Annotated in this window: 22 protein-coding genes; 8 read left to right on the forward strand and 14 right to left on the reverse strand. The window is 64.6% G+C overall.

Features of this window, described 5'->3' with window-relative positions:
* Positions 1 to 26: 26 nt before the first annotated feature.
* The 11 genes from FG13_RS06880 to ppnN all read right to left on the reverse strand — a co-directional run bounded on the left by FG13_RS06880 (position 27) and on the right by ppnN (position 10,533).
* The gene (locus FG13_RS06880; RefSeq protein WP_035819594.1) at positions 27 to 1,028 is read right to left on the reverse strand and encodes a Gfo/Idh/MocA family protein; all 1,002 of its coding nucleotides are present in this window, start codon (positions 1,026 to 1,028) and stop codon (positions 27 to 29) included.
* Between the two features lie 12 nt (positions 1,029 to 1,040).
* Entirely contained in the window at positions 1,041 to 2,063 is a 1,023-nt protein-coding gene (locus FG13_RS06885) for a porin (RefSeq protein WP_035819596.1), read from the reverse strand.
* Between the two features lie 35 nt (positions 2,064 to 2,098).
* Entirely contained in the window at positions 2,099 to 3,058 is a 960-nt protein-coding gene (locus FG13_RS06890) for a 2-hydroxyacid dehydrogenase (protein WP_035819598.1), read from the reverse strand.
* Between the two features lie 25 nt (positions 3,059 to 3,083).
* Entirely contained in the window at positions 3,084 to 4,025 is a 942-nt protein-coding gene (locus FG13_RS06895) for a sugar kinase (protein WP_035819600.1), read from the reverse strand.
* Positions 4,022 to 4,768, reverse strand: a complete 747-nt coding sequence (locus tag FG13_RS06900) for a sugar phosphate isomerase/epimerase family protein (protein WP_035819602.1) — start codon at positions 4,766 to 4,768, stop codon at positions 4,022 to 4,024. The genes FG13_RS06895 and FG13_RS06900 overlap by 4 nt, the downstream gene beginning before the upstream one ends.
* Positions 4,765 to 5,499, reverse strand: a complete 735-nt coding sequence (locus FG13_RS06905) for an amino acid ABC transporter ATP-binding protein (protein WP_035819604.1) — start codon at positions 5,497 to 5,499, stop codon at positions 4,765 to 4,767. Before FG13_RS06905 ends, FG13_RS06900 begins: the two co-directional genes overlap by 4 nt.
* Positions 5,486 to 6,136 (reverse strand): amino acid ABC transporter permease, encoded by a 651-nt coding sequence (locus FG13_RS06910; RefSeq protein WP_035819606.1) that lies wholly within the window; start codon positions 6,134 to 6,136, stop codon positions 5,486 to 5,488. The genes FG13_RS06905 and FG13_RS06910 overlap by 14 nt, the downstream gene beginning before the upstream one ends.
* Before the next feature lies 1 nt (position 6,137).
* Positions 6,138 to 6,830 carry an amino acid ABC transporter permease gene (locus tag FG13_RS06915; protein ID WP_035819608.1) on the reverse strand — a complete coding sequence of 231 codons (693 nt, stop codon included), beginning with the start codon at positions 6,828 to 6,830 and terminating at the stop codon, positions 6,138 to 6,140.
* 90 nt (positions 6,831 to 6,920) lie between these two features.
* Positions 6,921 to 7,727 carry a transporter substrate-binding domain-containing protein gene (locus FG13_RS06920; RefSeq protein ID WP_035819610.1) on the reverse strand — a complete coding sequence of 269 codons (807 nt, stop codon included), beginning with the start codon at positions 7,725 to 7,727 and terminating at the stop codon, positions 6,921 to 6,923.
* Between the two features lie 197 nt (positions 7,728 to 7,924).
* On the reverse strand, positions 7,925 to 8,974 hold the full coding sequence (locus FG13_RS06925) for a LacI family DNA-binding transcriptional regulator (protein WP_051958680.1): 1,050 nt from the start codon (positions 8,972 to 8,974) through the stop codon (positions 7,925 to 7,927).
* A 188-nt stretch (positions 8,975 to 9,162) separates the two neighbouring features.
* On the reverse strand, positions 9,163 to 10,533 hold the full coding sequence (gene ppnN, locus FG13_RS06930; protein ID WP_035819612.1) for a nucleotide 5'-monophosphate nucleosidase PpnN: 1,371 nt from the start codon (positions 10,531 to 10,533) through the stop codon (positions 9,163 to 9,165).
* A gap of 368 nt (positions 10,534 to 10,901) precedes the next feature.
* Between ppnN and FG13_RS06935 the strand changes: the two genes are divergently transcribed.
* The 5 genes from FG13_RS06935 (at position 10,902) to FG13_RS06955 (ending at position 15,874) form a co-directional block, all read left to right on the forward strand.
* Positions 10,902 to 12,350: a peptide MFS transporter gene (locus FG13_RS06935; protein ID WP_442905218.1), complete on the forward strand. Its 1,449-nt coding sequence runs from the start codon at positions 10,902 to 10,904 to the stop codon at positions 12,348 to 12,350.
* A 131-nt stretch (positions 12,351 to 12,481) separates the two neighbouring features.
* Positions 12,482 to 13,162 (forward strand): UPF0149 family protein, encoded by a 681-nt coding sequence (locus FG13_RS06940; RefSeq protein ID WP_035819619.1) that lies wholly within the window; start codon positions 12,482 to 12,484, stop codon positions 13,160 to 13,162.
* Positions 13,163 to 13,293: 131 nt separating this feature from the next.
* Entirely contained in the window at positions 13,294 to 13,656 is a 363-nt protein-coding gene (locus tag FG13_RS06945) for a DUF6232 family protein (RefSeq protein ID WP_035819620.1), read from the forward strand.
* A 122-nt stretch (positions 13,657 to 13,778) separates the two neighbouring features.
* Positions 13,779 to 15,479: a hypothetical protein gene (locus tag FG13_RS06950; protein ID WP_035819621.1), complete on the forward strand. Its 1,701-nt coding sequence runs from the start codon at positions 13,779 to 13,781 to the stop codon at positions 15,477 to 15,479.
* A gap of 14 nt (positions 15,480 to 15,493) precedes the next feature.
* A complete protein-coding gene (locus tag FG13_RS06955; protein WP_035819623.1) occupies positions 15,494 to 15,874 on the forward strand; it encodes a hypothetical protein in 381 nt (126 codons plus the stop codon).
* Here FG13_RS06955 and FG13_RS06960 read toward each other — a convergent pair.
* On the reverse strand, positions 15,861 to 16,382 hold the full coding sequence (locus tag FG13_RS06960; protein WP_051958683.1) for a GNAT family N-acetyltransferase: 522 nt from the start codon (positions 16,380 to 16,382) through the stop codon (positions 15,861 to 15,863). The genes FG13_RS06955 and FG13_RS06960 overlap by 14 nt on opposite strands.
* Positions 16,383 to 16,480: 98 nt before the next feature.
* On the reverse strand, positions 16,481 to 16,708 hold the full coding sequence (locus tag FG13_RS06965; protein ID WP_035819625.1) for a hypothetical protein: 228 nt from the start codon (positions 16,706 to 16,708) through the stop codon (positions 16,481 to 16,483).
* Between the two features lie 133 nt (positions 16,709 to 16,841).
* On the opposite strand from FG13_RS06965, the gene FG13_RS06970 reads away from it, so the two are divergent.
* Both FG13_RS06970 and FG13_RS28805 read left to right on the forward strand, forming a co-directional pair.
* Entirely contained in the window at positions 16,842 to 18,035 is a 1,194-nt protein-coding gene (locus FG13_RS06970; RefSeq protein ID WP_051958684.1) for a hypothetical protein, read from the forward strand.
* Positions 18,028 to 18,957: an AAC(3) family N-acetyltransferase gene (locus tag FG13_RS28805; protein ID WP_051958686.1), complete on the forward strand. Its 930-nt coding sequence runs from the start codon at positions 18,028 to 18,030 to the stop codon at positions 18,955 to 18,957. Before FG13_RS06970 ends, FG13_RS28805 begins: the two co-directional genes overlap by 8 nt.
* Before the next feature lie 56 nt (positions 18,958 to 19,013).
* Here FG13_RS28805 and FG13_RS06980 read toward each other — a convergent pair whose 3' ends face one another.
* Positions 19,014 to 21,281, reverse strand: a complete 2,268-nt coding sequence (locus tag FG13_RS06980) for an OPT family oligopeptide transporter (RefSeq protein ID WP_051958689.1) — start codon at positions 21,279 to 21,281, stop codon at positions 19,014 to 19,016.
* Between the two features lie 199 nt (positions 21,282 to 21,480).
* Here FG13_RS06980 and FG13_RS06985 point away from each other — a divergent pair, with 199 nt between their 5' ends.
* A complete protein-coding gene (locus tag FG13_RS06985; RefSeq protein ID WP_035819627.1) occupies positions 21,481 to 23,808 on the forward strand; it encodes a penicillin-binding protein 1A in 2,328 nt (775 codons plus the stop codon).
* Positions 23,809 to 23,819: the final 11 nt, after the last annotated feature.

The following is a 23,819-nucleotide window of genomic DNA, read 5'->3' on the forward strand; positions in this document are numbered from 1 at the left end:
GCGGCTTTTTTACATCTGCGGCCGTATCAGCCGGCCAGGGTCACGCGCTGGTGGCTGCGGCTGGCCTGCTGCGCCGCCAATGCCGTGGCCAGCGCGCGCATGCCGTCGTCGCCAGTGGCGGCCGGCTGCCCTTCGCCGCGCATGGCGCGCTGGAAGGCGTGCACCGAGCGCACGTACAGGTTTTCATGCTCGACGGGGACGTCGATGCTGCCGCCGTCGCGCGTCAGGCTGATGGTGCCGACGGGGCGCTGCGTCATCACGCCGGTGGCGAAGATGGTGCCCTTCGTGCCGATGATTTCCACGCCGGACAGCGAATGCGGCGCGTTGAACGCGTCATGCACCTGCACCAGCGTGCCGTTGTCGAACTCGATGACGGCCATCAGACCCTCTTCCAGCCCGGCCACCGTCATGCCGCCGCTGGTGGCGCAGGCCGTGACGTGGCGCGGTTCCGCGTCGAGCAGGAAGCGCAAGGTATCGACGTCGTGCACGAACATGTCGAGCGTGACGCCACCCGATTCCGGCGCGTCCAGGCGCCAGCCGCGCAGGTGCTGCGGCAGGTTGTTCGCGTGCAGCACGCGGCCATACAGGGGCTGGCCGATCTCGCCGGCGCGTATCAGCTCGCGCACCTTGCCGTGGCTGGCCGCGTTGCGCAGGTGGTGGTTAATCCCCAGCACCACGCCCGCTTCGGCGCAGCCGTCGACCATGCGGCGGGCGTCGCCCAGGTTCAGCGCCAGCGGCTTTTCGCACAGCACGTGCTTGCCCGCGCGCGCCGCCTGCAAGGTCTGCGCCATGTGCCACTCGTTGGTGGTGCTGATGTACACGGCGTCCGCGCCCGGGTGCGCGAGCGCCGCATCGAGGTCCGTGTAGCTGGCGGCGATGCCGAATTGTTCGGCAAAGGCGGCGCCGCGCGCGGCGTCCCGGCTGACCACGGCCAGCACTTCGGCGTCGCCCTGCTGGCCGATTGCGTCGACCATCCATTCGCGCGCCACGGTGCTGGCGCCGACCAAAATCCATCCGATTTTCTTCATTCGATTCTCCCCTTAAAAAGTGTGGCGCAGGCCGAGGTTCCAGGCCTGGTTGCCGGTACCGTTGTCGGTGGCGTTACCCACCACATAGGCGGCGCCGTTGCGGTTATCGATATGCGCATAGGCCGCATACAAGGTGCTGCGTTTCGACAGCGCGTAGGTGTAGCCGATGCCGATCTGGGAAGCGTCGCCGTTGGCGGCGCGCCGGTCGTCGCGCCGCACGTACGAGAACAGGACTCTGTGTGGGCCCACCGGCACGGTGGCGCCCAGCATCAGGTCCGCGCTGTCGACCGTGGTGGCGGCGCCAGCCGTGCTCTTGCTGACGGCGATGGCGCCATGCGCCTTGACGACGCCAAAGTCCCAGGTGGCGCCCAGCACCGTGTTGCGCGCCCTGCCCGCCACCTGCGCGGCCGACAACGTATTCGCATCCTGGTGCGCCATGCGCACATACAGCGGCCCGCTGGCATAGGTGGCCGCCGCGCCCGCGTAGCGTTTGGCCGACGCGTCGCCCGGCACTTCGCCGAAGCCGTACGCCAGTTCGCCGGAGAGTCCCCCGCGCACGGGCGAGCTGTAGGTGATGCTGTTATCGACCCGGCTGATGTAACCGGCCGTGAAGACATTGCTCATCCTGCCCGCAAAACCCAGGTAAAACGGGTCCAGCGCCCCCAGGCTGCTGTCGATGAAGGTGTACTGGCGCCCCAGACGCAAGGTGCCCGCCGCGCCGGCCAGGCCGACGAAGGCCTGGCGTCCGAACAGCAAGCCGCCCTGGGCCGAAGCGCCCGTGTCGGCCAGGATGCCAGCATCCATCGTAAAGATCGCCGTCATGCCGCCGCCCAGGTCTTCACTGCCCTTGAAACCGAGCCGCGAACCGTTGGCGATGCCGCTCGTCACCTTGAGCACCCTGCCCCCTGGGCCACCGTTCTCGGATACCACGCCCAGGTCCGCGATGCCATACATGGTCACGTTCGACTGCGCGCTACACAGGCCGCCGCAAGCACCCGCGCCGATGATCATTGCCCTTGCTACCTTGTTCTTCATTTCTTTCCCTGTCTGTCTTTTTATGGATACTGTTTCTAGCTGACCAGGTGGCGCGGACGCTCGCCGCGCAAGCCGGCCAGCAGGTTGTCCACGGCCTGCTGCGCCATGGCATAGCGCGTTTCATGCGTGGCCGAGCCGATGTGCGGCAACGCCACCACGTTGGCCATGTGCGGCAGCGGATTGTCCGGCGCCAGCGGTTCGCGCTCGAACACGTCGAGACCGGCACCGTGGATGGCGCCCTGCTGCAGCGCCTCGATCAGCGCCGCCTCGTCGACGATGCGCCCGCGCGAGCCGTTGATGAAGATGGCGCCGGGGCGCATCAGCGCGAATTCGCGCCGGCCCATCATGCGTTCCGTCTGCGCCGTCAGCGGCAGCACCACGCAGACGAAATCGGAGCCGGCCAGCAAATCGTCGAGCGCCACCTGGCGCGCGCCCAGCGCCGCCTCCACCTCGGGCACCGCCTCGCCGTTCACGTACAGCACCTGCATGCCGAAACCCAGCGCGGCACGGCGGGCGACGGCGCGGCCGATGCGGCCCATGCCCAGCATGCCGATGGTCTTGCCATGCACGTTGACGCCGTACTGGCTTTCGCCCACGCTGCGCGTCCAGCGTCCGGCCTTGACGAATTCGGCCAGTTCGACGACGCGCCGCGCGCTGGCGAGGATCAGCGCGAAGATCGTGTCGGCCGTCGTTTCCGTCAGCACGTCCGGCGTATTGGCCAGCAGGATGCCCCGTTCGCGCAGGTAATCGACGTCGAACTGGTCGACGCCCACCGAAATGGTGGAAATGATGTGCAGGTTGGCGGCCGGGTCCAGCAGTTCGCGGTCCAGGCGCACGCTGGCGCCCAGTAAACCGTGCGCGCTGCGGATGGCGGCCGCGAACGCGGCGCGGTTGCCCGCATCGATAGACTCGAAGTACGTCACCTCGCATTCGGCGCGCAGGCGCGCCAGCAGCGGCTCGGCCAGTTTTTTATAGACAAGCACATGTTTTTTCACGAGTTTTCCCCTGTTCGGTTCGAGATTAGCCCAGCGCGTCGAGCTGGGCGCGGGTCGGCAAGCCTTCCATGTCGCCGGCCACCTGGATGGCGAAGGCGCCGACCCGGTTGCCGCGTCCTACCGCCTGCGCCAGCGGCAAGCCTTCCAGCAAGGCGCTGACCAGGCCGACCGCGAAGCCGTCTCCGGCGCCGACCGTGTCGACCACCTTGGCCACGCGCTCGCCCGCCACCATGCCGCTGTCGCCATCGGCCGTGCGGTAATAGGCGCCCTCGGCGCCCAGCTTGACGACCACCAGGCGCGCGCCCTGCTGCAAATAAAAGCCGGCGACGTCGTGCGGCAGATCGTGGCCAGTGAGAATTTTTCCTTCCCCCAGGCCGGGCAGCACCCAGTCCGCCTTGGCGGCCAGGCGGTTGATCTGCTCGACCATGACGGCCTGGGACGGCCACAGCGAGGGCCGCAGGTTCGGATCGAACGACACGCTGCGGCCGTTGGCGCGCATGAAGTCGAGCGCCTGGCCGGCGAACGCCAGGCTGGTGGCGGACAGCGCCGCGGCCACGCCCGTGGCGTGCAAATGGCGCGCGGACAGGAAATAGGCGGGGTCGAAGTGCTCGGGCGCCAGCCGGCTGGCGGCGGAACCCTTGCGGAAGTATTCGACCAGCGGATCGGCGCCGTTCTCGGCCTTCTCCTTGAGCAGGAAGCCGCTGGACTGGCTGGCGACGGCGACGACCCGGCTGCAATCGACACCTTCGGCCTGCACGCTGGCGCGGATGAAGCGGCCGAACGAGTCGTCGCCGACCCGGCTCAGCCAGCCGACTTTCAAGCCCAGGCGCGCCAGGCCGATGGCGACATTCGTCTCGGCGCCGGCCAGGCGGCGCGTAAAGTGCGCCACGGCCGCCAGGTCTCCCGTTTGCTCGGCAACGAACATCGCCATCGCCTCGCCGTAGGTGACGACATCAAGCTTCATCATGCGGCCTCCAGAATTTGAATGTAGCGGCCCGTTTCGGCCACCAGGTCGGCGCCCTCGAGCGGGAACTCGATGGCCCGCTGCACGCCCGGCGCAAAGTGCGCGAAGACGGCGCGCCAGGATGGATCGGTGTCGGAAACGGCACACGCGGACAAGCGCCCCCCGTCGTCAAGAACCGCCTTGCAGTGCACGTAGCGCACGTACGGCGCCAGCAGGCGCGCCGCCTGCTGCGCATCCTCGCCCACCCAGCGCCAGTTGCCGATATCGAAGGTCAGCCCCACGGGCAGCCCGATGTCGCGCGCCGCCGCCAGGAAGCGCGCCATCGTCGCGAGCTTGCCGCCGTGGGCCGTCTGGTCGTTTTCCACCAGCAGCGCCACGGATGCTGCCTCCAGCTGGGCCTTCAAGGCCGGCAAGTCCGGCGCGGCCGGGTAATGGCCCAGCGACACCTTCAGGTAGCGCGCGCCGAGGCGCGCCGCCTCGTCCAGCATCTGCCGCAGCAGTTCGTGTTGCAACCGTCCGTCCGCATCCCACAATTCGATGGGCGTGGAATACACGCAGTACAGGCCGCGCGCGGCCACCGCCGCGCCCATGCGCGCCAGGTCCGGCAAGTCGGAGGTGAACAGTTCGCGGCGGATCTCGATGCCGGCGCCGCCCGCATCGGCCACCACGTCGATGAAATGGCTTTGCCCCAGCTGCCTTACCCTGCTTGCGCCGTAGGCCGACGCCGCCACCAGGACGGGGCTCACTTGATCGCTCCCGCGCCGACAAACTGGCGCGCTTCGGGCGTTTGCGGGTTGCTGAAGAAGGCTTCCGACGGCCCGCTCTCCCACACCAATCCCTGGTGCATGAAGACGGTGACGTCGGCCATGCGCCGCGCGAACTCCATCTCGTGCGTCACCAGGAGCATCGTCATGCCCGCCTGCGCCAGCTCTTCCATCACCTTCAGCACTTCCTGCGTCAGTTCCGGATCGAGCGCCGACGTCACTTCGTCGAACAGCATCACTTGCGGCTCCATCGCCAGCGAACGGGCAATGGCCACGCGCTGCTGCTGGCCGCCCGACAGCTGCTCGGGATAGGCTTCGCGCTTGTGGTCCAGGCCCACCTGCTTGAGCACGCGCAGCGCCGTGGCGCGCCCCTGGGCGTCGGGCACCTTCTTGACGATGCGCGGCGCCAGCATGACGTTTTCTTCCACGGTCAGGTGGGGGAACAGGTTGTAGCTCTGGAAGACCATGCCGACGTCCTTGCGCAAGTCGAGCAGGTGTTCCTGGCGCGCCGTCAGCGTGTGGCCGGCCACGACGATGCTGCCGCTGTCGATGGTTTCCAGGCCATTGATACAGCGCAGCATGGTGCTTTTTCCCGAGCCGCTGCGGCCGATCACGGCGATCACCTGGCCCCGCTCGACGGCGAACGACACGCCCTTGAGCACGTGATTGGCGCCGAAGCTCTTGCTGATATTGTCGATGTCAACGATGGGCATGGAATTTCCTTTCCAGTGAATGGCTGTAGCGCGACAGCGGATAGCACATCGCGAAGTAGATCAGGGCGACGATGGGGAAGACGATGAAAGGCAGGAAGGTCGCATTGCTGACCAGTTGCCCTGCCCGCGTCAGTTCCACCACGCCGATGATCGAGGTAATCGAAGTGTTCTTGATGATCTGCACCATGAAACCCACCGTCGGCGGCAGCGAATGGCGCAGCGCCTGCGGCAGGATGACGTAGCGCAGCTGCTGATAGCGGTTCAGCGCCAGCGCGGCCGACGCCTCCCACTGCTGCCGCTGCACGCCTTCGATGCAGCCGCGCCAGATCTCGCCCAGGTAGGCGCTGGCAAAGATCGTCATCGCCGCGCCGGCCGCGATGAGCGGCGACAGCTTGTAGCCGAACAGCGCCAGGCCGTAATAGGTCAGAAACAGCACGATCAGCACGGGCGTGCCCTGGACCAGCTGGATGTACAGGGCGCTGATGCTACGCAGTACCGGGCTGCGCGCCGTGCGCAGCAGCGCCACCGCGAAGCCGGCGATGCCGCCCGTGACGAAGACGATCAGCGACAGGCCGATGGTCCAGCGCGTGGCCTCGAGCAGAAATTGCAGGTTATCCCAGGAAAAGTCACTGATCATGTCATGCTCCCATGCGCACCGCGCCCAGACGGCGGCGGCGTTTGAAGACGATCTGGCCCAGCACCCAGAAGCTGAAGCGGAACAGCAGGGCCAGCAGGATGTACAGCACCATCACGACGATGTAGATCTCGAAGCTGCGGAAGGTTTCCGAGTCGAGCAGGTGGGCCGCGGCCGTCAGCTCTTCGGCGGAAATGGCCGACACGACGCTCGATGCCAGCATCATCAAGGTGAACTGGCTGGCCAGCGCCGGATAGACTTTTTCCAGCGCCGGCAGCAGCACCACGTGGCGCATCACCTGCCAGCGCGTCATGCCCAGGGCCTGCGCCGCTTCCAGCTGCGACGGATGCACGGCGCCGATGCCGGCCCGCACGATCTCGGCAGCATAAGCACCGAGGTTGACCGTCATGGCGACGAGCGCGGCGCCGTTGGCGTCAAGCTGCAGGCCCAGCGACGGCAATCCGAAGTAGATGATGAACAGCTGCACCAGGAATGGCGTGCTGCGGATCACCTCGACATAGGCGCGCACCGCCGCGCGGGCATAGGCGGGACCATTCTTCAGGATGACGGCGGCGCAGACGCCCACCGCCAGCCCCAGCACCATCGATAAGGCGCTCAGGCGTATCGTCAGCGCCGCGCCCCACAGCAGGCGGTCCAGCGATTGCATGACGAGTTCAAAATGAAATTCATACGGCATACTCAACTCCTTTCTACGTGCGCGTCCCCGGCCGCGCCACCGTGGCGACGCGCCGTGCGGACAAGCACTATCGCTGTGCGGGTGGCGGCATCAGAAGGTCGGCAGCGCCGGCAGCGGCGCGCCGCTCCACTTGCGCGCGATGGCGTCGAGTTCGCCGTTCAGCTTGACGTAGTAGATGAAGTTGTTGAGCCACTGGTGCAGCTCGAAGTCGCCGCGGCGCACGGCCATCGAGTTCGGTTGCAGCGAGTAGGCGAAGCGGACCTCGATCTTGCCCGCGCCGCGCGTCTTGATGATGTCGAGCGCCATCGTGCTGGGAATCGAGACGGCATCGACCTGCTTGCTGAGCAAGGCCTGGGTGACGGTGGCGTCATCCTCGAAACGCACGATGGCCGTGCCGGCCGGCGCCATGCGGCTCAGCGCCGTGTCGTTCGTGGTGCCGCGCGTCACGCCCACCTTCTTGCCCTTCAGGTCGGCCAGGGCCTTGAATTTGCCGCCGACCGGCGCGACGATGGCCAGCTCGAACGCGCTGTAAGGCATGGTGAACATCAGGGTCTTGGCCCGTTCCGGCGTGGGCGCCAGGGTGGCCACGAGGAAGTCGACCTTGCCCGATTCCAGCGACGGCACGCGCGACGGCGCCGTCAGAGGCACGATGTCGACGGGCAGGTTCAGGTATTTGCCGATCAGGTTGGCGACGTCGACGTCATAGCCGACGGGCGCGCCCTTGGCGTCGATGCTGCCAAACGGCGGCGTGCCGCTGACGACGCCGATGGTCAGCTTGCCTTTCTTGATCAGGTCGCCAAGCGTCTGGGCGCCGGCGTCGGCCGCCGCGCCCAGGGCGCATGTTGCTGCCAGCGCGCAGGCCACGAATTTCGCGTAAAACAGTGTCGTCATCTTCATGCTCAGTCTCCTGTGATCCCGGTACCGGCCTCGTCGAGGCACTTCCGGGAATATTGTCAAATGGACGATTTATTTCGTCTCTTGCCGTTTTCCACCTTTACTACGCTTGACTACCCACGCCCCTTTCCAGTGTGAATACAATCTATGAAACCGGTTCCATAACCTTTCCAAAAAAAAGGGCAAGGCCCTCTTCCCCGTCAGTCTCCGCCCCGGGTGGAGTTGCGCACGATCAGCTTGCCTGGCAACAGCACTTCGCGCGGCGGGCATTGCTCGCCCTGCAGGCGCGACAGCATGCACGTCATCGCCGAAAAGCCGATTTCATAGGTCTGCTGCTCGATCGTGCTCAGGCCTGCCAGCGGCGACCACGGCAATTCGTCAAAACCCAGCAAGCCCACGTCCTGCGGCATGCGTAACGCCAGGCGTTGCAGCATCAGCGCCAGTTCCAGCGCCACCATGCCGTTCGAGGCCAGCAGCGCCACGCGGCGGCCGCGCCACTGCGCCAGGCATTGCCGCACCTGCGCGTCGATGGAGGGGCGGTCGTCCAGGTCCACCGCCAGCACTTCGCCCACGCAGCCCGGATGCTCGGCCATCACGGACTGGAAACCGTCGGCGCGCATCAGGCGCGAGCTGACGCCCGTCAATGGCGGCGCGACGAAGGCGATGGCGTCGAAACCCTGTTCGATCAGATGCGCGGTAGCCAGGCGGCCCGCCTGCACATTGTCCAGCCCCACCAGGTCGAAATCGGCGCCCTCGATGCGGCGGTCGACCAGCACGATGGGCATGCCCGCCTGCTGCAAGTCGGACGACTCGATATTGCGCCCCTGCGTGTTGACGATCAGCCCTTCCACGCTGTACGAGCGCAGCGCGGCCAGCGACTGGCGTTCGCGCTGTTCGTCATTGCCGGTATTACACAGAATCAAGGTATAGCCATGCTGCTGGCAAGCCGCCTCCACGCCTTGCAGCACGGCCACCGTGTAGGGATTGAGCATGTCCGCCACGACCATGCCGATCAGGCGCGTGCGTCCCCGCTTGAGGCCGCGCGCCATCTGGTTCGGCTGGTAGCCGAGGCGCGCGATGGTGCTGGTGATCTGCTGGCGGATATTTTCGGACAGGGCGTCGAGTTCGCCGCCGAGAAAGCGCGACACGCTCGTCTTCGACACGCCCGCCTCGCGCGCCACCTGGGCGATGGTCACGGGCCTTGCCGGCTCGCCGGAGAGGGTTTTTTTGCTGCCGCGTACTGAATCCAAGGTCTATCTCCACTGCCTGTTGATCTGCATATTTTTATTTTGGAACCGGTTCCAAAGATAGCACCCACGCATCGATGACGCAAGCGATTTGATTGCCTGTGGCGGCGAAGGAACACGATGGGGGCATGAATGAAAAAACGCCGCCCGACCCCGGCAAATGCTGAGGGCGGGCGGCGCTGACTAAAAAATTACTGGACGACGGTGTAGCAAGGCACGTATGCCGTACCCGCCAGTTTCATGCGGTGCTGCGCCACGAAGGAAGCGAGCAGCGCATCCATCGGGCCGGCGATGGACTTGTCGCCGTGGATCTCGAAGTTGCCATGCTCTTCGATCGAACGGATGCCGTCATCCTTGACGTTACCCGCCACCACGCCGGAAAACGCGCGGCGCAGCTGGGCCGCCAGCAAATGCGTGGGCTGGTTCTTGTGCAGGCTCAGGTTGCGCATGTTTTCATGCGTGGGGTGGAAGGGCTTCTGAAACTCATGGTCGATCTTCAAGAGCCAATTGAAGTAATACGCGTCGCTATGCGCCTTGCGGAATTCGCGCACCTGGCGTATGCCTTCGAGCATTTCGCGCGCCACCAGTTCCGGATCGTCGATGATGATCTTGTAGCGCTGCTGCGCTTCCGGGCCCAGCGTATCGTGGATGAACTGGTTGATCTGCACGAAGTACTCGCGCGACGTTTCCGGCCCCGTGAAGATCAGCGGGAAGGGAATTTCCGCGTTGTCCGGGTGCAGCAGGATGCCGAGGATATACAGAATCTCTTCGGCCGTGCCCGCGCCGCCGGGGAAGACGACGATGCCGTGGCCGGCGCGCACGAACGCTTCCAGGCGCTTTTCGATGTCCGGCATGATGACGAGGTCATTGACGATGGGGTTCGGCGACTCGGCCGCGATGATGCCCGGCTCGGTGATGCCCAGGTAGCGGCCATTGTGCAAACGCTGCTTGGCGTGGCCGATGGTGGCGCCCTTCATGGGGCCCTTCATGGCGCCGGGGCCGCAGCCGGTGCAGATGTCGAGGCCGCGCAAGCCCAGCTGGTAGCCCACTTCCTTCGAATAATTGTATTCGGCGCGGTTGATCGAGTGGCCGCCCCAGCACACGACCAGGTTCGGGTTGAGCTGGGTTTGCAGCACGTTGGCGTTGCGCAGGATGTGGAAGACGGCGTCCGTCACGCCTTCCGTGCTCTGCAAGTCGAATTTCGGGTTGCCCGTCACTTCATCGCTGACGAAGATGATGTCGCGCAGCACGGCGAACAGGTGCTCGTGGATGCCCTTGATCATCTTGCCGTCGACAAAGGCGATGGCCGGCGCGCCCTTGATGTCGAGCTTGATGCCGCGCTCGCGCTGGATGATGGAAATTTCAAACGACTGGTAGCGCTCAAGCAGGGCGCGGCCATCGTCGATGGTGCTGCCGCAATTCAGGACCGCCAGCGCGCAGCGGCGGAAAGTGTTGTACAGGCCGCCCTGGCTGGTGTCGAGCAGTTTGTTGACTTCAGTCTTGGAGAGCACGTCCAGGCGGCCTTCCGGTGAAACCAGAGTATCGATAACGTCGTGTTCCATAATGCGAAAAATCCCTTTAAAAATCGATGCTCGAAGGTCATGCAGCCTTAATATACGACAAGTCAGGCAAGTTGTGCTGTGCCGCCGCAAAATCGCCGGCGCCGCCCTTGCCTGCAAACCGGTTTGAACAATATGAAACAGTCATTCTTGCTAATGCGAATCGAAATCTTCGCTCAGCGCAATTTGTAGATTAGAATGCCAGCCTATTGGAATTCCCGTGCGTGAGGTTCTTCATGAGAGTCCCCGCCGCCCGCAGGCTTCCATAAGTTCGTTGTATCGATTGACTATAATAATTTTTCAGGAGGAACCGCATGAGCGGTGCGACTACGCCCAACAAGGAAGCCGTTATTCCCGAGTTCAAGCAGATTATGGGCCATCCAAGCCCATTGTGGATGTTGTTCATGACTGAATTCTGGGAACGCTTCGCGTTCTACGGAGTTCGCTGGGCGCTGGTACTGTACATCGTGGCCCAGTTCCACGCTGGCGACGGTTCGGGACAGGCAGCGGCCAACCTGACCTACGGTTCCTTCCTCGCGCTGGTGTACGCCGGCGCCCTGTTCGGCGGCTACATCGCCGACCGGGTCATCGGTTACCAGCGCTCGATCCTGCTGGGCGCCGTCTTCATGGCTGCCGGCCTGTTCTGCATCTCGGTACCGAACCAGGACATCTTCAACCTGGGCCTGGCCACGATGATCGTCGGTAACGGCATGTTCAAGCCGAACATCTCGACCATGGTCGGCAAGCTGTACACGACCGCCGATCCGCGCCGCGACAGTGGCTTCACGATCTTCTACATGGGCATCAACATGGGCGCCATGGTTGCCCCTGTCTTCACCCAGTGGCTGGCCGAGTCGATCTTCGGCACCAGCGCCATGCCGTCGTACAAGATGGTCTTCATGGCGTCCGGTTTCGGCATGCTGATCAGCCTGGTATGGTTCGCCATCGGCCGCCGCGCCCTCAAAGGCATCGGCGCTCCGGAAGCCGGTTCCGGCAACCCGATGCGCGTCGTCTGGGTGGCCGTCGGCTCCCTGTGCGTGATCCCGCTGATGTACTTCCTCTTGACCGTCGGCGCTGAAAAACTGCAAATCGTCCTGACCGTGCTGTTCGTCGGCCTGGCCGTGATGCTGATGTTCGAAGGCATACGCAACGGTAAAGTGGCGCGTGACCGCGTCATCGCCATGCTGCTGATCTTTGTCTTCAACATCCTGTTCTGGATGTTCTTCGAGCAGGCAGGCAGCTCGTTTACCTTCCTGGCCGACAAGATCGTCAACCGCGACCTGGGCTTCTGGATCTTCCCGACCGCCTACTTCCAGACCGTCAATTCGGTCGCCATCATCGTCTTCGCGCCGATCATCGCCGCCATCTGGGTCTTCCTGGCGCGCCACAACGTCAATCCGTCGATCCCGCGCAAATTCGGCCTGGGCTTGCTGGGCAATGCGCTGGCCTTCGGTTTGCTGATCTTCGCTCTGTCGAGCCTGGTTGGCGCCGACAACAAGATCCCGTTCTGGACCCTGACCACCGTCTACGTGCTGCAATCGATCGGCGAGCTGTGCCTGTCGCCTATCGGCCTGTCGATGGTCACCAAGCTGGCGCCAGTGCGCCTGGTCGGCCTGGGCATGGGCGGCTGGTTCCTGTCGACCGGTATCGGCAACAACCTGTCGGGCATCTTCGCCAGCCACGTCAGCGGCACCAGCGGCATGTCGGTGCAGTCGGCACTGTCCGGCTACACCTTCGGCTTCTGGTCCCTGCTGGGCGCCGGCGTGATCCTGTTCCTGATCGCACCGCTGATCAACAAACTGATGCATGGCGTGAAGTAAGCGTTCTGCCTTAGCTGACAACGGCGGCCTGCGGGCCGCCGTTTTTCATTCCAGCGCCGGTTTTCCCCTTGCCGGGCGGTACAATACGGCCAGGGCCACCGGCCACTCCACTCACATCACCAAAGAATATTATGTCCAGCATCTCCACCACCACGCCCCTCTCCGACGACGAATACGCCGAACTCGACACCCTGCTGGCCACGCCTGCCCTGGCCGGCCGTGCCATGGACGTGTCGATGCTGGAAGGTTTTCTCACGGCCGTCGCCCTGAGCCCGAAACAGATCGCGCCGGAACAGTGGCTGCCGTGGGTGTGGGACAAGGCGACCGGCAGCGCCTCGCCAACACAAGATGAGGCCAGCGAACGGGCGGCCAGCCTGGCGCAGCGCCACCACGCCTACATGGTCGAATGGCTGGCAAAGGACCCGGACAGCTTCGAGCCCATCTATGTGTGCGGCCCGGAATGGAGCGTGCCCGCCTGGTGCGCCGGTTTTGTACTTGGCACGAGCCTGGACAAGCCCCAATGGGCCGCCCTGGCCGTCAGCCACCCGGAGTACCTGGCACCGTTCCAGCACCTGGCCACGGCCAGCGAACTCGATGACGATGCCGCTGAAACGGCCATGGATGGCGTGATTCCTTGCGTGATCGCCATCAACGCGGCCTGGGCGCGCCAGCGCCACCTGAAAAGCCAGGCACACAGCCAGCCCGGCGCCACGGTCTTGCGCGAACTGCCGAAGACGGGCCGCAACGACCCGTGCCACTGCGGCAGCGGCAAGAAGTACAAGAAATGCTGTGCCGATAGCGATGGCGCGTAAAAATATTCTGCGCCGATGTTCCATACGGACGAAATGTGACAATGTGTGAGTATTGACAATGAACAACTGTGTATAGTGAAAAGATTGTTGAAATGCAACAATATTAATCATTTTTACCATACAGGAATCCCATGGAAGAGCGCACTTTTTTTGAGCAAGGCGATGTCAAGGTCACCAATGCCCGTTTTGTCAGCGGCGGCCAGACCTATGCCATGAGCAATGTGACATCGGTCAAACCGTTTGAGAAAAAACCGCCGCGCGCACTGGGCATCATCCTTGCGTTGCTTGGCCTGGGCATCATGGCCGGCACCAGTTTCATGTTGGGCCTGCTGGTGCTGGGAGCCGGTCTCGCCATCCTGTTCCTGGTCAAGCCCGTCTACCACGTGCTGCTGGCCACGTCCGCCGGTGAAACACGCGCCCTCATGACCAAGAACCGCGAGTATCTGAACCAGGTCGTCCAGGCCGTCAACGAAGCGATGATCCACCGCGGCTGATCGAACTGCACTGCCATGGCGGCGGTGCGGTAAAATCAGGCGGCGCGTATCGGCCGGCCCTGCTGGCCGATACGCATCGAGGGCCATTGCGGCCGCCACCGCCAGTTTTATTTAGCCGACCATTGCGCCTCCTTCTCGCTTCCCTGCTGCGCTTCATCAGCCGCCATGTCCTGCAATTCCTGCTGTTCATTGCCATCCTTGCGGTCGGCCATGCGCTGCTGGAGCAGGCACGGCAATTTCAGGATGGGCAAGCCAGGCTCGGCATGCTGCGCGATGCGGCAAGCCAGGCCGGCACCCACCAGACGACGCTGAGCGGGGAAACGCAGGCGCGGGTCGAAGCGCTGCGCCGGGCTTCCGACCAGGCCATCGCTGCGCGCATCGCGCATATCGACGTGGCGCTGCATGCGCTGCGGCAAGCGGCAACACCCTGGTCCTTCACCTTGGCATTGCCTACTGGCAAGGATCTCGGCAACGCCGTCGCCAGGCAGGCCGAGCAACACATCCGCATCGAACTGCTGCTGCAGGAACGGGCCTACCTGCAGTCGCTACGTATCGCCCTCGGCAATGAAAGCGCCCGCCAGGCGCTGCCGCGCCTGCACGACGAACACCGGCAAGCCTACCAGGCACTTTCCGGTAACCTGGCCCGGCAACAGGAACTGACGCAAGCACACCCGCTGCAAGCACGCCTCCCCGGTACGGCGCCGCACGCGGCAATGGCCGCGCTGCAGGCAGAGGAAGCGCGCCTGCGCGAGGCCAACGCGCTGGCCTATCAACGCTACATAGCGCAGCGCCAGCGCCTCGCCGCTGCCAGCGCCGACGACATGGCGCCCTTCCAGGTCGACCAGGCACGCATCGAGGCGCGCCTGCACGATCTTGTCCACGCCATGGCGTCGATGGAAGGACAGCTGCACGACAACTGGTGGCGTGCACTGCGCGAGCTGTTCGCCCGCTACGGCCCCACGGCCGCCCTGCTGGTCTTGTCGGCCATGTTGCTGCCCGTGGCCATCAAGGCCTTCTTTTACTTCGTGCTGGCACCCGTCGCTGCCCGTTTGCCGCCGCTGTCGATCGCGCGCACATTGCAGCTCAACGCCGCCAGCCTGCCCCTGCCGCCGCAGGGCGAATCGCGCATTTCCGCCGTCTCGCAGGGTTTGCTGCTGCAGCCTGGCCAGCGGATGCTGATCCATCCCGAATACCTGCAATCGTCGCCCGTCAGCACCTGCAAACGCACGCAGTGGCTGCTGGACTGGCGCTTCCCGTTCACCAGCCTGGCCGCCGGCATGGTGGCGCTGACGCGGTTGAAAAGCAGCGAGCCGGCATCCGTGACGATATCGGCCAGCGACGACCCGCTGCTGGAAGTGGCCATCGTCCACCTGCCAGCCGGCAGCGCCCTCGTGTTCCAGCCGCGGGGCCTCGTCGGCCTGATCTGCGATGCCGACCAGCCTTTGGCAATCAGCAGCCACTGGCGCCTGGGCAGCCTGCATGCCTGGCTTACCTTGCAACTGCGCTTCATCGTCTTTCGCGGCCCCGTCACCCTGATCGTGCGCGGCTGCCGCGGCGTGCGCCTGGAACGGGCTGGCCAGGGGCGCTCCATCAGCCAGTCCGCCACCCTGGGTTTTAGCACCGACGTGCTGTATTCGACCCTGCGCAGCGAAACCTTCATCCCCTACCTGCGCGGCCAGCAGGCGCTGCTCAACGACCGCTTCGATGGCGACAACGGCGTCTACCTGTACGAAGAAACCCCGCGCCACGGCAAGCAGCCGGGCAAGGTGGGCAGCTGGTTCGAGGGGTTTACTGACGCGATTTTAAAAATATTCGGCATCTAGCCGGAAAGAACACCATGAGCGACATCCTGTTTACCGATTTTCTCGAGGACCATGCCACGTATGCGGCGGCAGAGGCCTACTGGCAGGCACGCCTGGCCTTCCTCGCGGGCCAGTGCACGCCCTATCTGCGCACCGCGTTTGCCAATGGCCAGCCGTTTTATGACGGCAATCCCATCATCAACCTGGCGGACAGGAACGCCGGCAAGGCGGCGCGCATCGTGCAGCAATGCCCGCATGAATTCGGTCACGACTACACGAGTTTCGAGCAAGCCATCGAACTGGCCGACGGCGATGGACATCGCCCGGCACAGGAAAAAATCATCGTGCTGACCTTGACGCAGGCAACGGCGCAGCGGGCCGAGGATGAACTGCGGGCGTGGTTCATGCCTGGCTAAAGGCCACACCCTCCGGCACAAAATCGGGCTGCAGCAAACCAAAGACGTGCAGGTCGACAAACACGCCATTTAACAGCTCCCCTTGCCGCAGCACGCCCTCGTGCGCAAACCCCAGCCGCTCGGCCAGCGCCATGCTGGCGTGATTGCCGGCCGCGCACTGTAATTCGATGCGGTGCAACTGCAGCGCGCCAAACGCATGCGCGAGGACGGCGCGCACCGCGGCACTGGCGATGCCCCGGCCCTGGAACTGGCTTCCGAGGTAATAACCGATCCGGGCATTGCGCTCCGCTGCGTCGATGTCTTTCAGGCGGATGCTGCCGCACAAGGCCGTAGCGGAGAAAACATGCCACTCCAGGACGTCACCGCTGGCCGCGCGCGCGCAAGCGGTCTGCAGATAGGCCTGCGCCTCGCCGAACGAGTCCAGCTGCACCACGGCGGGCAGGTAGGCTTGCAGGTGTTCGCGGTTTTGCGCCACCAGGGTGGCCAGCGCTTGCGCGTGTTCAGGCAAGGTTGGAACAATGGAAATATCAGGAAATGCTGAAAGAGTCAGATGCATAGATCCCTGGCGGGCCGGTAAAGTTAAAGTGGAAACGCACAGCCATAGCGCTACGCCGCAATCGAATGTGACACCGTCAGCCACTCGCCCGGCTGCAGATTCGCCGCCGCCTCGCGGGTGGCCAGCACGCTGTCCGGGTCCAGGTCCGATCGGTTCAGCTTGTAGGAATAGGCGAAATCGTCGGCATCGAATGCCTGCCCCGCCTTGACGTAATACTTGAAGCCGACAAAGGAGTCGGGATTGGTGACGACCGAATACTCAAGCGTGACATTGTTCATGGCGGGCCTCGTCGACGACGGTGAAGTAGCCATTATGCGTCAATTCCGGCGGCAGCGAATCCTTGCGGCAAGTCAATAGCCGTGCCGGCTGCCGGCGCTAGAGTGGCCTGAGCCAATCACCAAATGGAATGCCATGCGCACCTTGCTCACGAAGATCCGCAACACACTGGCGCCGCAGGCGGGCCTGCCGGCGGCGGCGCGCATGGAGCGGCTGTCGGACCGGCGCGGCCTGCCCGCCTTCGATCCCGGCCCGCAAGCCGTCATCAAGGCCTGCACGGCCTGGCTATGCGCGGCGCAGGATCATTCCAGCTCAAACGACGGCGGCGTCGCGCGCGACTACAATTTGCTGACGGGCTGGTCGAGTTCCTACCCGGAGACCACCGGCTACATCATCCCCACCGTCATCGCCCTGGCGCGGCGCACGGGAGATCATGGTGAAGATGAGGCCCTGCACGGGCGCGCGCGCCGCATGCTCGATTGGTGCGTGGCCATCCAGTTCCCGCAAGGCGGTTTCCAGGGCGGGAAGATCGACTCCACCCCGCGCGTGCCCGTCACCTTCAACACGGGCCAGATCCTGCTTGGCCTGGCCGCCGGTGTGGCAGCGTACGGCGCGGCCTACCAGGACGCCATGCACCGCGCGGCAAGCTGGCTGCGCGACAGCCAGGATGCCGACGGCTGCTGGCGCCGCCATCCGACGCCGTTCGCCAGCGCCGGCGACAAGGCTTATGAGACGCACGTGGCCTGGGGCCTGTTCGAAGCGGACCGCATCGCGCCAGGCCAAGGCTATGGCGCGGCCGGCCTGCGCCAGGTCGACTGGGCGCTGAGCAAACAGCGCCCCAACGGCTGGTTCGCCTCGAACTGCCTCGACAACCCGCTGCTGCCCCTGACCCACACCATCGGCTACGCTTTGCGCGGCCTGCTCGAAGCGCACCGCTTTTCCGCGCGCGCCGGCCTGCTGGACGCGGCCGCGCGCACCGGCACGAGCATCGCCAGGGCTGTGGCGGCCGACGGCTACCTGGCCGGCCGCCTCGGTCCCGACTTCCAGCCGGGAGCCAGCTACGCCTGCCTCACGGGCTCCGCGCAAAACGCGCATTGTCTGTTCCTGCTGTACCAGCTCACGGGCGAGGGGCGCTACCTCGATGCGGGACGCCGCCTGAATAGTTACGTGCGGCGTTCGATCAGCATCGACGGTCCCGCGCACGCGCGCGGCGGCGTCAAGGGCTCGTTTCCCGTCGATGGCGATTACGGCACCTGGGCCTACCTGAACTGGGCCGCCAAGTTCTGCATCGATGCCAATCTGCTGGAAATGCAAATCGGCGATGCTTGAAAAGACAAAAAGCGCCATCCACGCCGCGCTGGAAGCGTGGCGCCGCGCCGCCAGCGTACGGCACCTGCGCCAGAGCAGGCCCCACGTGACGCGCGCCACGCTGGCGTCCGGCCTGGCGCGGCTCGGCGTGGCGCCAGGCGATACGCTGTTCGTGCATTCCTCGCTGAAAAGCCTCGGCTACGTGGAAGGCGGCGCGCTGGCCGTGATAAGTGCCCTGCAAGACGCCGTCGGCCCGCAAGGCACCTTGCTGCTGCCCACCTACTATCTGCCCGGCGGCACCGTGCGCGCCACCTGTGAAATGAAAGACTATGTGTTCGACCCGCGCCGCCATGGCACGCACATGGGGCGCCTGCCCGAAGCGTTTCTGGCAAGCGGCAATATCCACCGCAGCATCCACCCGACTCACTCCGTGTCCGCGTGGGGCCGCCATGCCGTCGCTCTCACCGAGGCGCACCACCGCGCGCCCTCGATCTTCGGCATGGGCTCGCCCTGGCAGCGCTTCATCGGCTGCGAGCACGCCAAGGTGCTGGGCCTGGGCATCTCCATGGGCCCCGTGACGTTCTATCACGCGCTGGAAGACGCCATGGGCGACGCCTTCCCCGTGCCCGTCTGGGAAGCCGATGCAAAGCTGCTGGCCTGCCTGGACCACGCCGGCCGGCGCTGGGAGGTGCCCGTGCGCCCGTTCGACCAAGCCGTCGCCCAGCGCCGCATCGACCATGCAAGCCGGGATGATTTGCGCGATTATTTTGCGCGCGAGTTCGATGCCGCCGGCCTGCGCGTCAACGGCCAGGTGGGCGATGCGGCGTCGTGGTGCATTCCCGCGCAGGCGTTTTATGCGCACCTGCACCAGCTGGCGTCCGAACACGTGACGATCTACGCGAGCGCGGCGCAGCTGGCGGCCCGGCCCATCGGGCGCGCATGAAAAAGCCGCCCGGTTCGTCATGACACCGGGCGGCTCTCATTGGATCAGCGAGGACATCAAGCCTGCGGGCGATCCGCCTTCTTCTCTCTTGCGACGATATACAGCAGCACGATGATGACGGCATACGGCAGCAGCGACAGCGCATCCGAGTGCAGGCCCGCGTAGAACGGATTGCCATGCTCGGCCCAGTCGGCCATCATCTGGTCGAAGTGCGTCAACACGCCGGCCGTGATCGCGATGATGATGCCGGCCAGCGCGCCGCCGGCGATGTAGCCGGAAGCGAGCAGCACGCCCGAACTGCGGTCGCCCGCCAGCTGGCGCTCTTCTTCATTCAGCTTGGCGTTGTGTTCCAGTTTGTTGTTGCGGCGGTCCGCCAGCCAGCGTACCAGGCCGCCGACGAAAATCGGCAAGGTGGACGACAGCGGCAGGTACACGCCCACCGAAAACGCCAGCGACGGGATGCCGGCCATCTCCAGTACCACGGCGATCATCACGCCGAACAGCACCAGGGTCCACGGCAGCTGCTGGTCGAGGATGCCCTTGATGATGTAGGACATCAGCACGGCCTTCGGCGCATCATATTTCTTCACTTCCGAACCATCGGGGCGCTTGCTGTAATGGCCATTGATGCCCGGATCGACCAGGTAAGCCAGCTGGCCATCTTCCTTGACGAAATACTTGCCGGCCGGGCCGCCCACGGTGTCCGTCTTTTGCCAGACTTTATACGTGTTGTGGTCCGTATCGGCTTGCGGGCCATGCAGCTCGCCCGTCACCGTCAGCTTCGACGCATCGACCGTCAGGCCAGGCGCCACTTGCGCGGCTGGCACATAGACGGTGCTCGCTTCGTTCAGCTTCAGCAGAATCGGTCCGAGGATCAGCGCCGACGACAAGGCGCCCGCCAGAATCGCGTACTGCTGCAGGCGCGGCGTGGCGCCCACCAGGTAGCCGGTTTTCAAATCCTGCGAGGTGGTGCCCGCATTGCTGGCGGCGATGCACACGATGGCGCCCACCGACAAGGCCGTCACATAGTAACGCCCGCCCGTCCAGCCCATGATCAGGAAGATCAGGCAGGTAAACAGCAAGGTGGCCACGGCCATGCCGGAGATCGGGTTCGACGACGAACCGATTTCGCCCGTCAGGCGCGACGACACGGTGGCGAACAAAAAGCCGAAGACGAGGATCAGCAGCGCGCCGAGGAAATTCATGTGCAGCGGCGTGGCGAAGGTGATCACGGCGATGATGGACAGGCAGCCGATGATGACCCATTTCAGGGGGATATCCTGGTCCGTGCGCAAGGTGGAAGTGTTCTTGACGCCCTTGCCGATGCCTTTCAGGCCGGCCGACAGGCTGCGCCAGATCATGGGCATGGCGCGCACCAGGGAAATCAGGCCGCCGGCGGCCACGGCGCCCGCGCCGATATACAGCACGTAGGCGCTGCGCACGTCGTCGGCGCCCATTTCGCTGATCAACTTGGTGCCCGGCGAGAGCACGGTGGTCAGGCTGTCGCCGAAGAACTTGATCATCGGGATCAAGAGCAGGTACGACAGCACGCCGCCGGCCGCCATGGTGGCGGCGATGCGCGGGCCGATGATGTAGCCCACGCCCAGCAATTCAGGGGAAATCTCGGCGCCGATGGAGCCGCCCTTGAGCGGCGCGGCAAATTCCACGCCCGGCGTGTCTCTCCAGCCCTTGAACGAGATATTGAAGACTTTATACAGCAAGCCGACGGCAAAACCGCCGAAGATGATCTTCGCGCGGCGCTTGGCGTCCAGCGCGGCAGCCGAATCCTTTTCGATGCTTTCACCGGCGGCGATGCGCGATTCTTCCGTGGCGGCCGCCTTGAGCACTTCGGCGCAGGCCGTGCCTTCGGGGAATTTGAGTTCCTTGTGCTGGTCGACGATCATGGTGCGGCGCATGGGGATCATCATCAGGATGCCCAGCAGGCCGCCGAGGATACCGACCAGCATGACCCTGGAGATTTCCAGGTCGAAGCCGAGGATCAAAATGGCCGGCATGGTCACGCCCAGGCCGAAGGCCAGCGATTCGCCGGCCGAACCGGCCGTTTGCGTGATGCTGTTTTCCAGGATCGACGAATCCTTGCCGCCCACCTTCTTGGCCAGGCCGAACAGGGTAATCGCAATGACCGCGACGGGAATCGAGGCGCTGACGGTCAGGCCCACTTTCAGCACCAGGTACAGCGAGGAGGCGCCAAAGACCATCCCCAGGATGACGCCCATGAACAGCGCGCGGAAGGTCATCTCGGGCAGCTTCGCATCGGCCGGGATATAGGGCTTCACGACGCTCGGTGTTGCATCTTTTGCCATGGATATTTCCTTAATTTTTAAAAATAAACAGCCCGGATTGACGCCCGGGCTATTTTCTTGAAGCCGAGACTATCGCACAGCCGCGTTTCGATGAAAAGGTTTTTTGCTCCCGGTCCCGGCGCCCCGCCCGCACGGGAAGCGCCGCAGCATTGGTCTATAATCGCTGCCACCGTGCCTTGCACGCTCACGTGAGACTGCCTTGACTGCCAAACGAACCGGATTCCCCTGGCCTTCCCGCCGCGCCACCGTGCGCGCTATCATCATCGCCGGCTGCGCCGCGCTGGCCGCCGCCGTGCTGCTGGCAGCTTATCTGTTCCTGTACGTGCGCCCGCGCCTGCCCGAACTCGACGTCATCACCGACTACCAGCCAAAGATACCGCTGCGCGTCTACACGGCCGACAATGTGCTGATCGGCGAATTCGGCGAAGAGCACCGCGACTTCGTGCCGATAGCGCAAGTGCCGGAAATGATGAAAAAAGCTTTGCTGGCCATCGAGGATGGCCGCTTCTACGAGCACCACGGCATCGACTTCGTGCGCGCCGGCGGCGCCGTGCTGTCGAATCTGCGCCACGGCTTCGGCCACGGCGGCGGCTCCACCATCACCATGCAGGTGGCGCGCAATTTCTTCCTGACGCGTGAAAAAGTCGCCTCGCGCAAGCTCAATGAAATCATGCTGGCCCTGAAAATCGAGGCGGCCCTGTCGAAAGAGCAGATTCTCGAGCTGTACATGAACCAGATGTACCTGGGCCAGCGCTCGTTCGGTTTCGGCAGCGCGGCGCAGACGTACTTCGGCAAGCCACTGTCCGAATTGTCGATCGCGGAAATGGCCATGCTGGCCGGCTTGCCGCAAAACCCCTCGCGCCATAACCCGATCAGCAATCCGAAAAAGGCGCACGCGCGCCAGCAACTGGTCTTGAAACGCATGCGCGAACTCGATTACATCAGCGAAGGCCAGTACCAGCAGGCGCTGGCGCAGCCGCTGCATATCAATACCCGCGGCAAGCAGGGTTTCGACACGCATGCCGAATACGTGGCCGAACTGGCGCGCCAGGCCGTGTATGCCCAGTACAAGGAAGACAGCTACACCAAGGGCATCAGCGTCTACACGACGATCCTGAAAGCGGACCAGGACGCGGCCTACGCCTCGACGCGCCGCAACGTCATCGCCTATGACCAGCGCCACGGCTACCGCGGCCCGGAAACCTTCATCGACATGCCGGTCGATCCCGAGCAGCGCGACGACGCCATCGATGCGGCGCTGCAAAAACGCCCGGACAGCGACGGCCTGATCGCCGCCGTCGTCACGGAAGTGGCCAGCGGCAAAGTGGTGGCCGACACGGGCGATGGCGACGCCAAGGCCATCACGGGTGATGGCTTGCGCTTTGCCGCTCCTGCCCTCTCCGCCAAGGCCAGCGCCGGCATCAAGCTGCGCCCGGGCGCCGTGATCCGCATCAGCCAGGATGGCAAGGGCAACTGGGCCATCACGCAAGTGCCGCTGGTGGCCGCCGCCTTTGTGTCGCTCGATGCGGAAACGGGCGCCTACCACGCCATGGTGGGCGGTTTCGATTACAACCTGCAGAAATTCAACCACGTCACGCAGGCGTGGCGCCAGCCCGGTTCGGCCATGAAGCCGTTCGTATATTCGGCGGCGCTGGAAAAAGGCTTTTCGCCGGCCACTCTGATCAACGACGTGCCACTGGAAATGCAGGCGGGCGGCAAGGTGTGGGCGCCGCAGAATGACGACTTCAAGTTCGACGGCCCCATCACCATGCGCTACGCGCTGGCGCAATCGAAGAACGTGGCCTCGGTGCGCATCCTGCGCGCGCTAGGCGTGTCGTACACGCACGACTTCATGGAAAAATTCGGCTTCGATCCAAAGCGCCAGCCCAGCAATCTCACCATGGCGCTGGGCACGGGTTCCGTCACGCCCGTGCAGATGGCGGGCGCCTACGCCCTGTTCGCCAACGGCGGCCACCAGGTGGAACCGTATTTGATCGACCGCATCGTCGACGCCAGGGGCACGGTGCTGATGCAGACCAAGCCGCCCGCGCCGAACGATGACAAGACCCTGGCGCTGGACCCGCGCAACGCCTTCGTGATGGACAGCATGCTGCGCGAAGTCACGCGCACGGGCACCGGCGCGGCGGCGACGAAAAAACTGGGACGCGGCGACATCGCCGGCAAGACGGGCACCACCAGCGACGCCGTCGACGGCTGGTTCGCCGGCTATGGCGGCGGCATCGTGGCGGTGGCGTGGATGGGCTATGACGAACCCAAATCCCTGGGCGGGCGCGAATTCGGCTCCTCGCTGGCCATGCCGATCTGGATCGACTACATGCGCACGGCCCTGTCGGCGCGCCCGCAAATCACGCGCGCCGTGCCGGCGGGCCTGAGCCAGGTCGACGGCGAGTGGCTGTACGACGAATTCATCGACATGAATGGCGTCAAGACGCTGGATATGGATGTGGAAACGCCGACGGATCCGGCTGCCGTGCCGGAGACGGTGCCGGTGGAAACCACGAACTGATGAGCCCGTAG

It is taken from the genome of Janthinobacterium sp. RA13 (assembly GCF_000745325.1).
Taxonomy (GTDB): Bacteria; Pseudomonadota; Gammaproteobacteria; order Burkholderiales; family Burkholderiaceae_D; genus Janthinobacterium; species Janthinobacterium rivuli.

Coding starts and splice junctions, on each gene's coding strand:
- FG13_RS06910 (WP_035819606.1), bottom strand. CDS start 6,136: ATGATCAGTGACTTTTCCTGGGATAACCTGCAATTTCTGCTCGAGGCC.
- FG13_RS06905 (WP_035819604.1), bottom strand. CDS start 5,499: ATGCCCATCGTTGACATCGACAATATCAGCAAGAGCTTCGGCGCCAAT.
- FG13_RS06965 (WP_035819625.1), bottom strand. CDS start 16,708: ATGAACAATGTCACGCTTGAGTATTCGGTCGTCACCAATCCCGACTCC.
- FG13_RS06955 (WP_035819623.1), top strand. CDS start 15,494: ATGAGCGACATCCTGTTTACCGATTTTCTCGAGGACCATGCCACGTAT.
- FG13_RS06940 (WP_035819619.1), top strand. CDS start 12,482: ATGTCCAGCATCTCCACCACCACGCCCCTCTCCGACGACGAATACGCC.
- FG13_RS06970 (WP_051958684.1), top strand. CDS start 16,842: ATGCGCACCTTGCTCACGAAGATCCGCAACACACTGGCGCCGCAGGCG.
- FG13_RS28805 (WP_051958686.1), top strand. CDS start 18,028: ATGCTTGAAAAGACAAAAAGCGCCATCCACGCCGCGCTGGAAGCGTGG.
- FG13_RS06880 (WP_035819594.1), bottom strand. CDS start 1,028: ATGAAGAAAATCGGATGGATTTTGGTCGGCGCCAGCACCGTGGCGCGC.
- FG13_RS06945 (WP_035819620.1), top strand. CDS start 13,294: ATGGAAGAGCGCACTTTTTTTGAGCAAGGCGATGTCAAGGTCACCAAT.
- FG13_RS06885 (WP_035819596.1), bottom strand. CDS start 2,063: ATGAAGAACAAGGTAGCAAGGGCAATGATCATCGGCGCGGGTGCTTGC.
- FG13_RS06895 (WP_035819600.1), bottom strand. CDS start 4,025: ATGATGAAGCTTGATGTCGTCACCTACGGCGAGGCGATGGCGATGTTC.
- FG13_RS06935 (WP_442905218.1), top strand. CDS start 10,902: ATGGGCCATCCAAGCCCATTGTGGATGTTGTTCATGACTGAATTCTGG.
- ppnN (WP_035819612.1), bottom strand. CDS start 10,533: ATGGAACACGACGTTATCGATACTCTGGTTTCACCGGAAGGCCGCCTG.
- FG13_RS06980 (WP_051958689.1), bottom strand. CDS start 21,281: ATGGCAAAAGATGCAACACCGAGCGTCGTGAAGCCCTATATCCCGGCC.
- FG13_RS06915 (WP_035819608.1), bottom strand. CDS start 6,830: ATGCCGTATGAATTTCATTTTGAACTCGTCATGCAATCGCTGGACCGC.
- FG13_RS06920 (WP_035819610.1), bottom strand. CDS start 7,727: ATGAAGATGACGACACTGTTTTACGCGAAATTCGTGGCCTGCGCGCTG.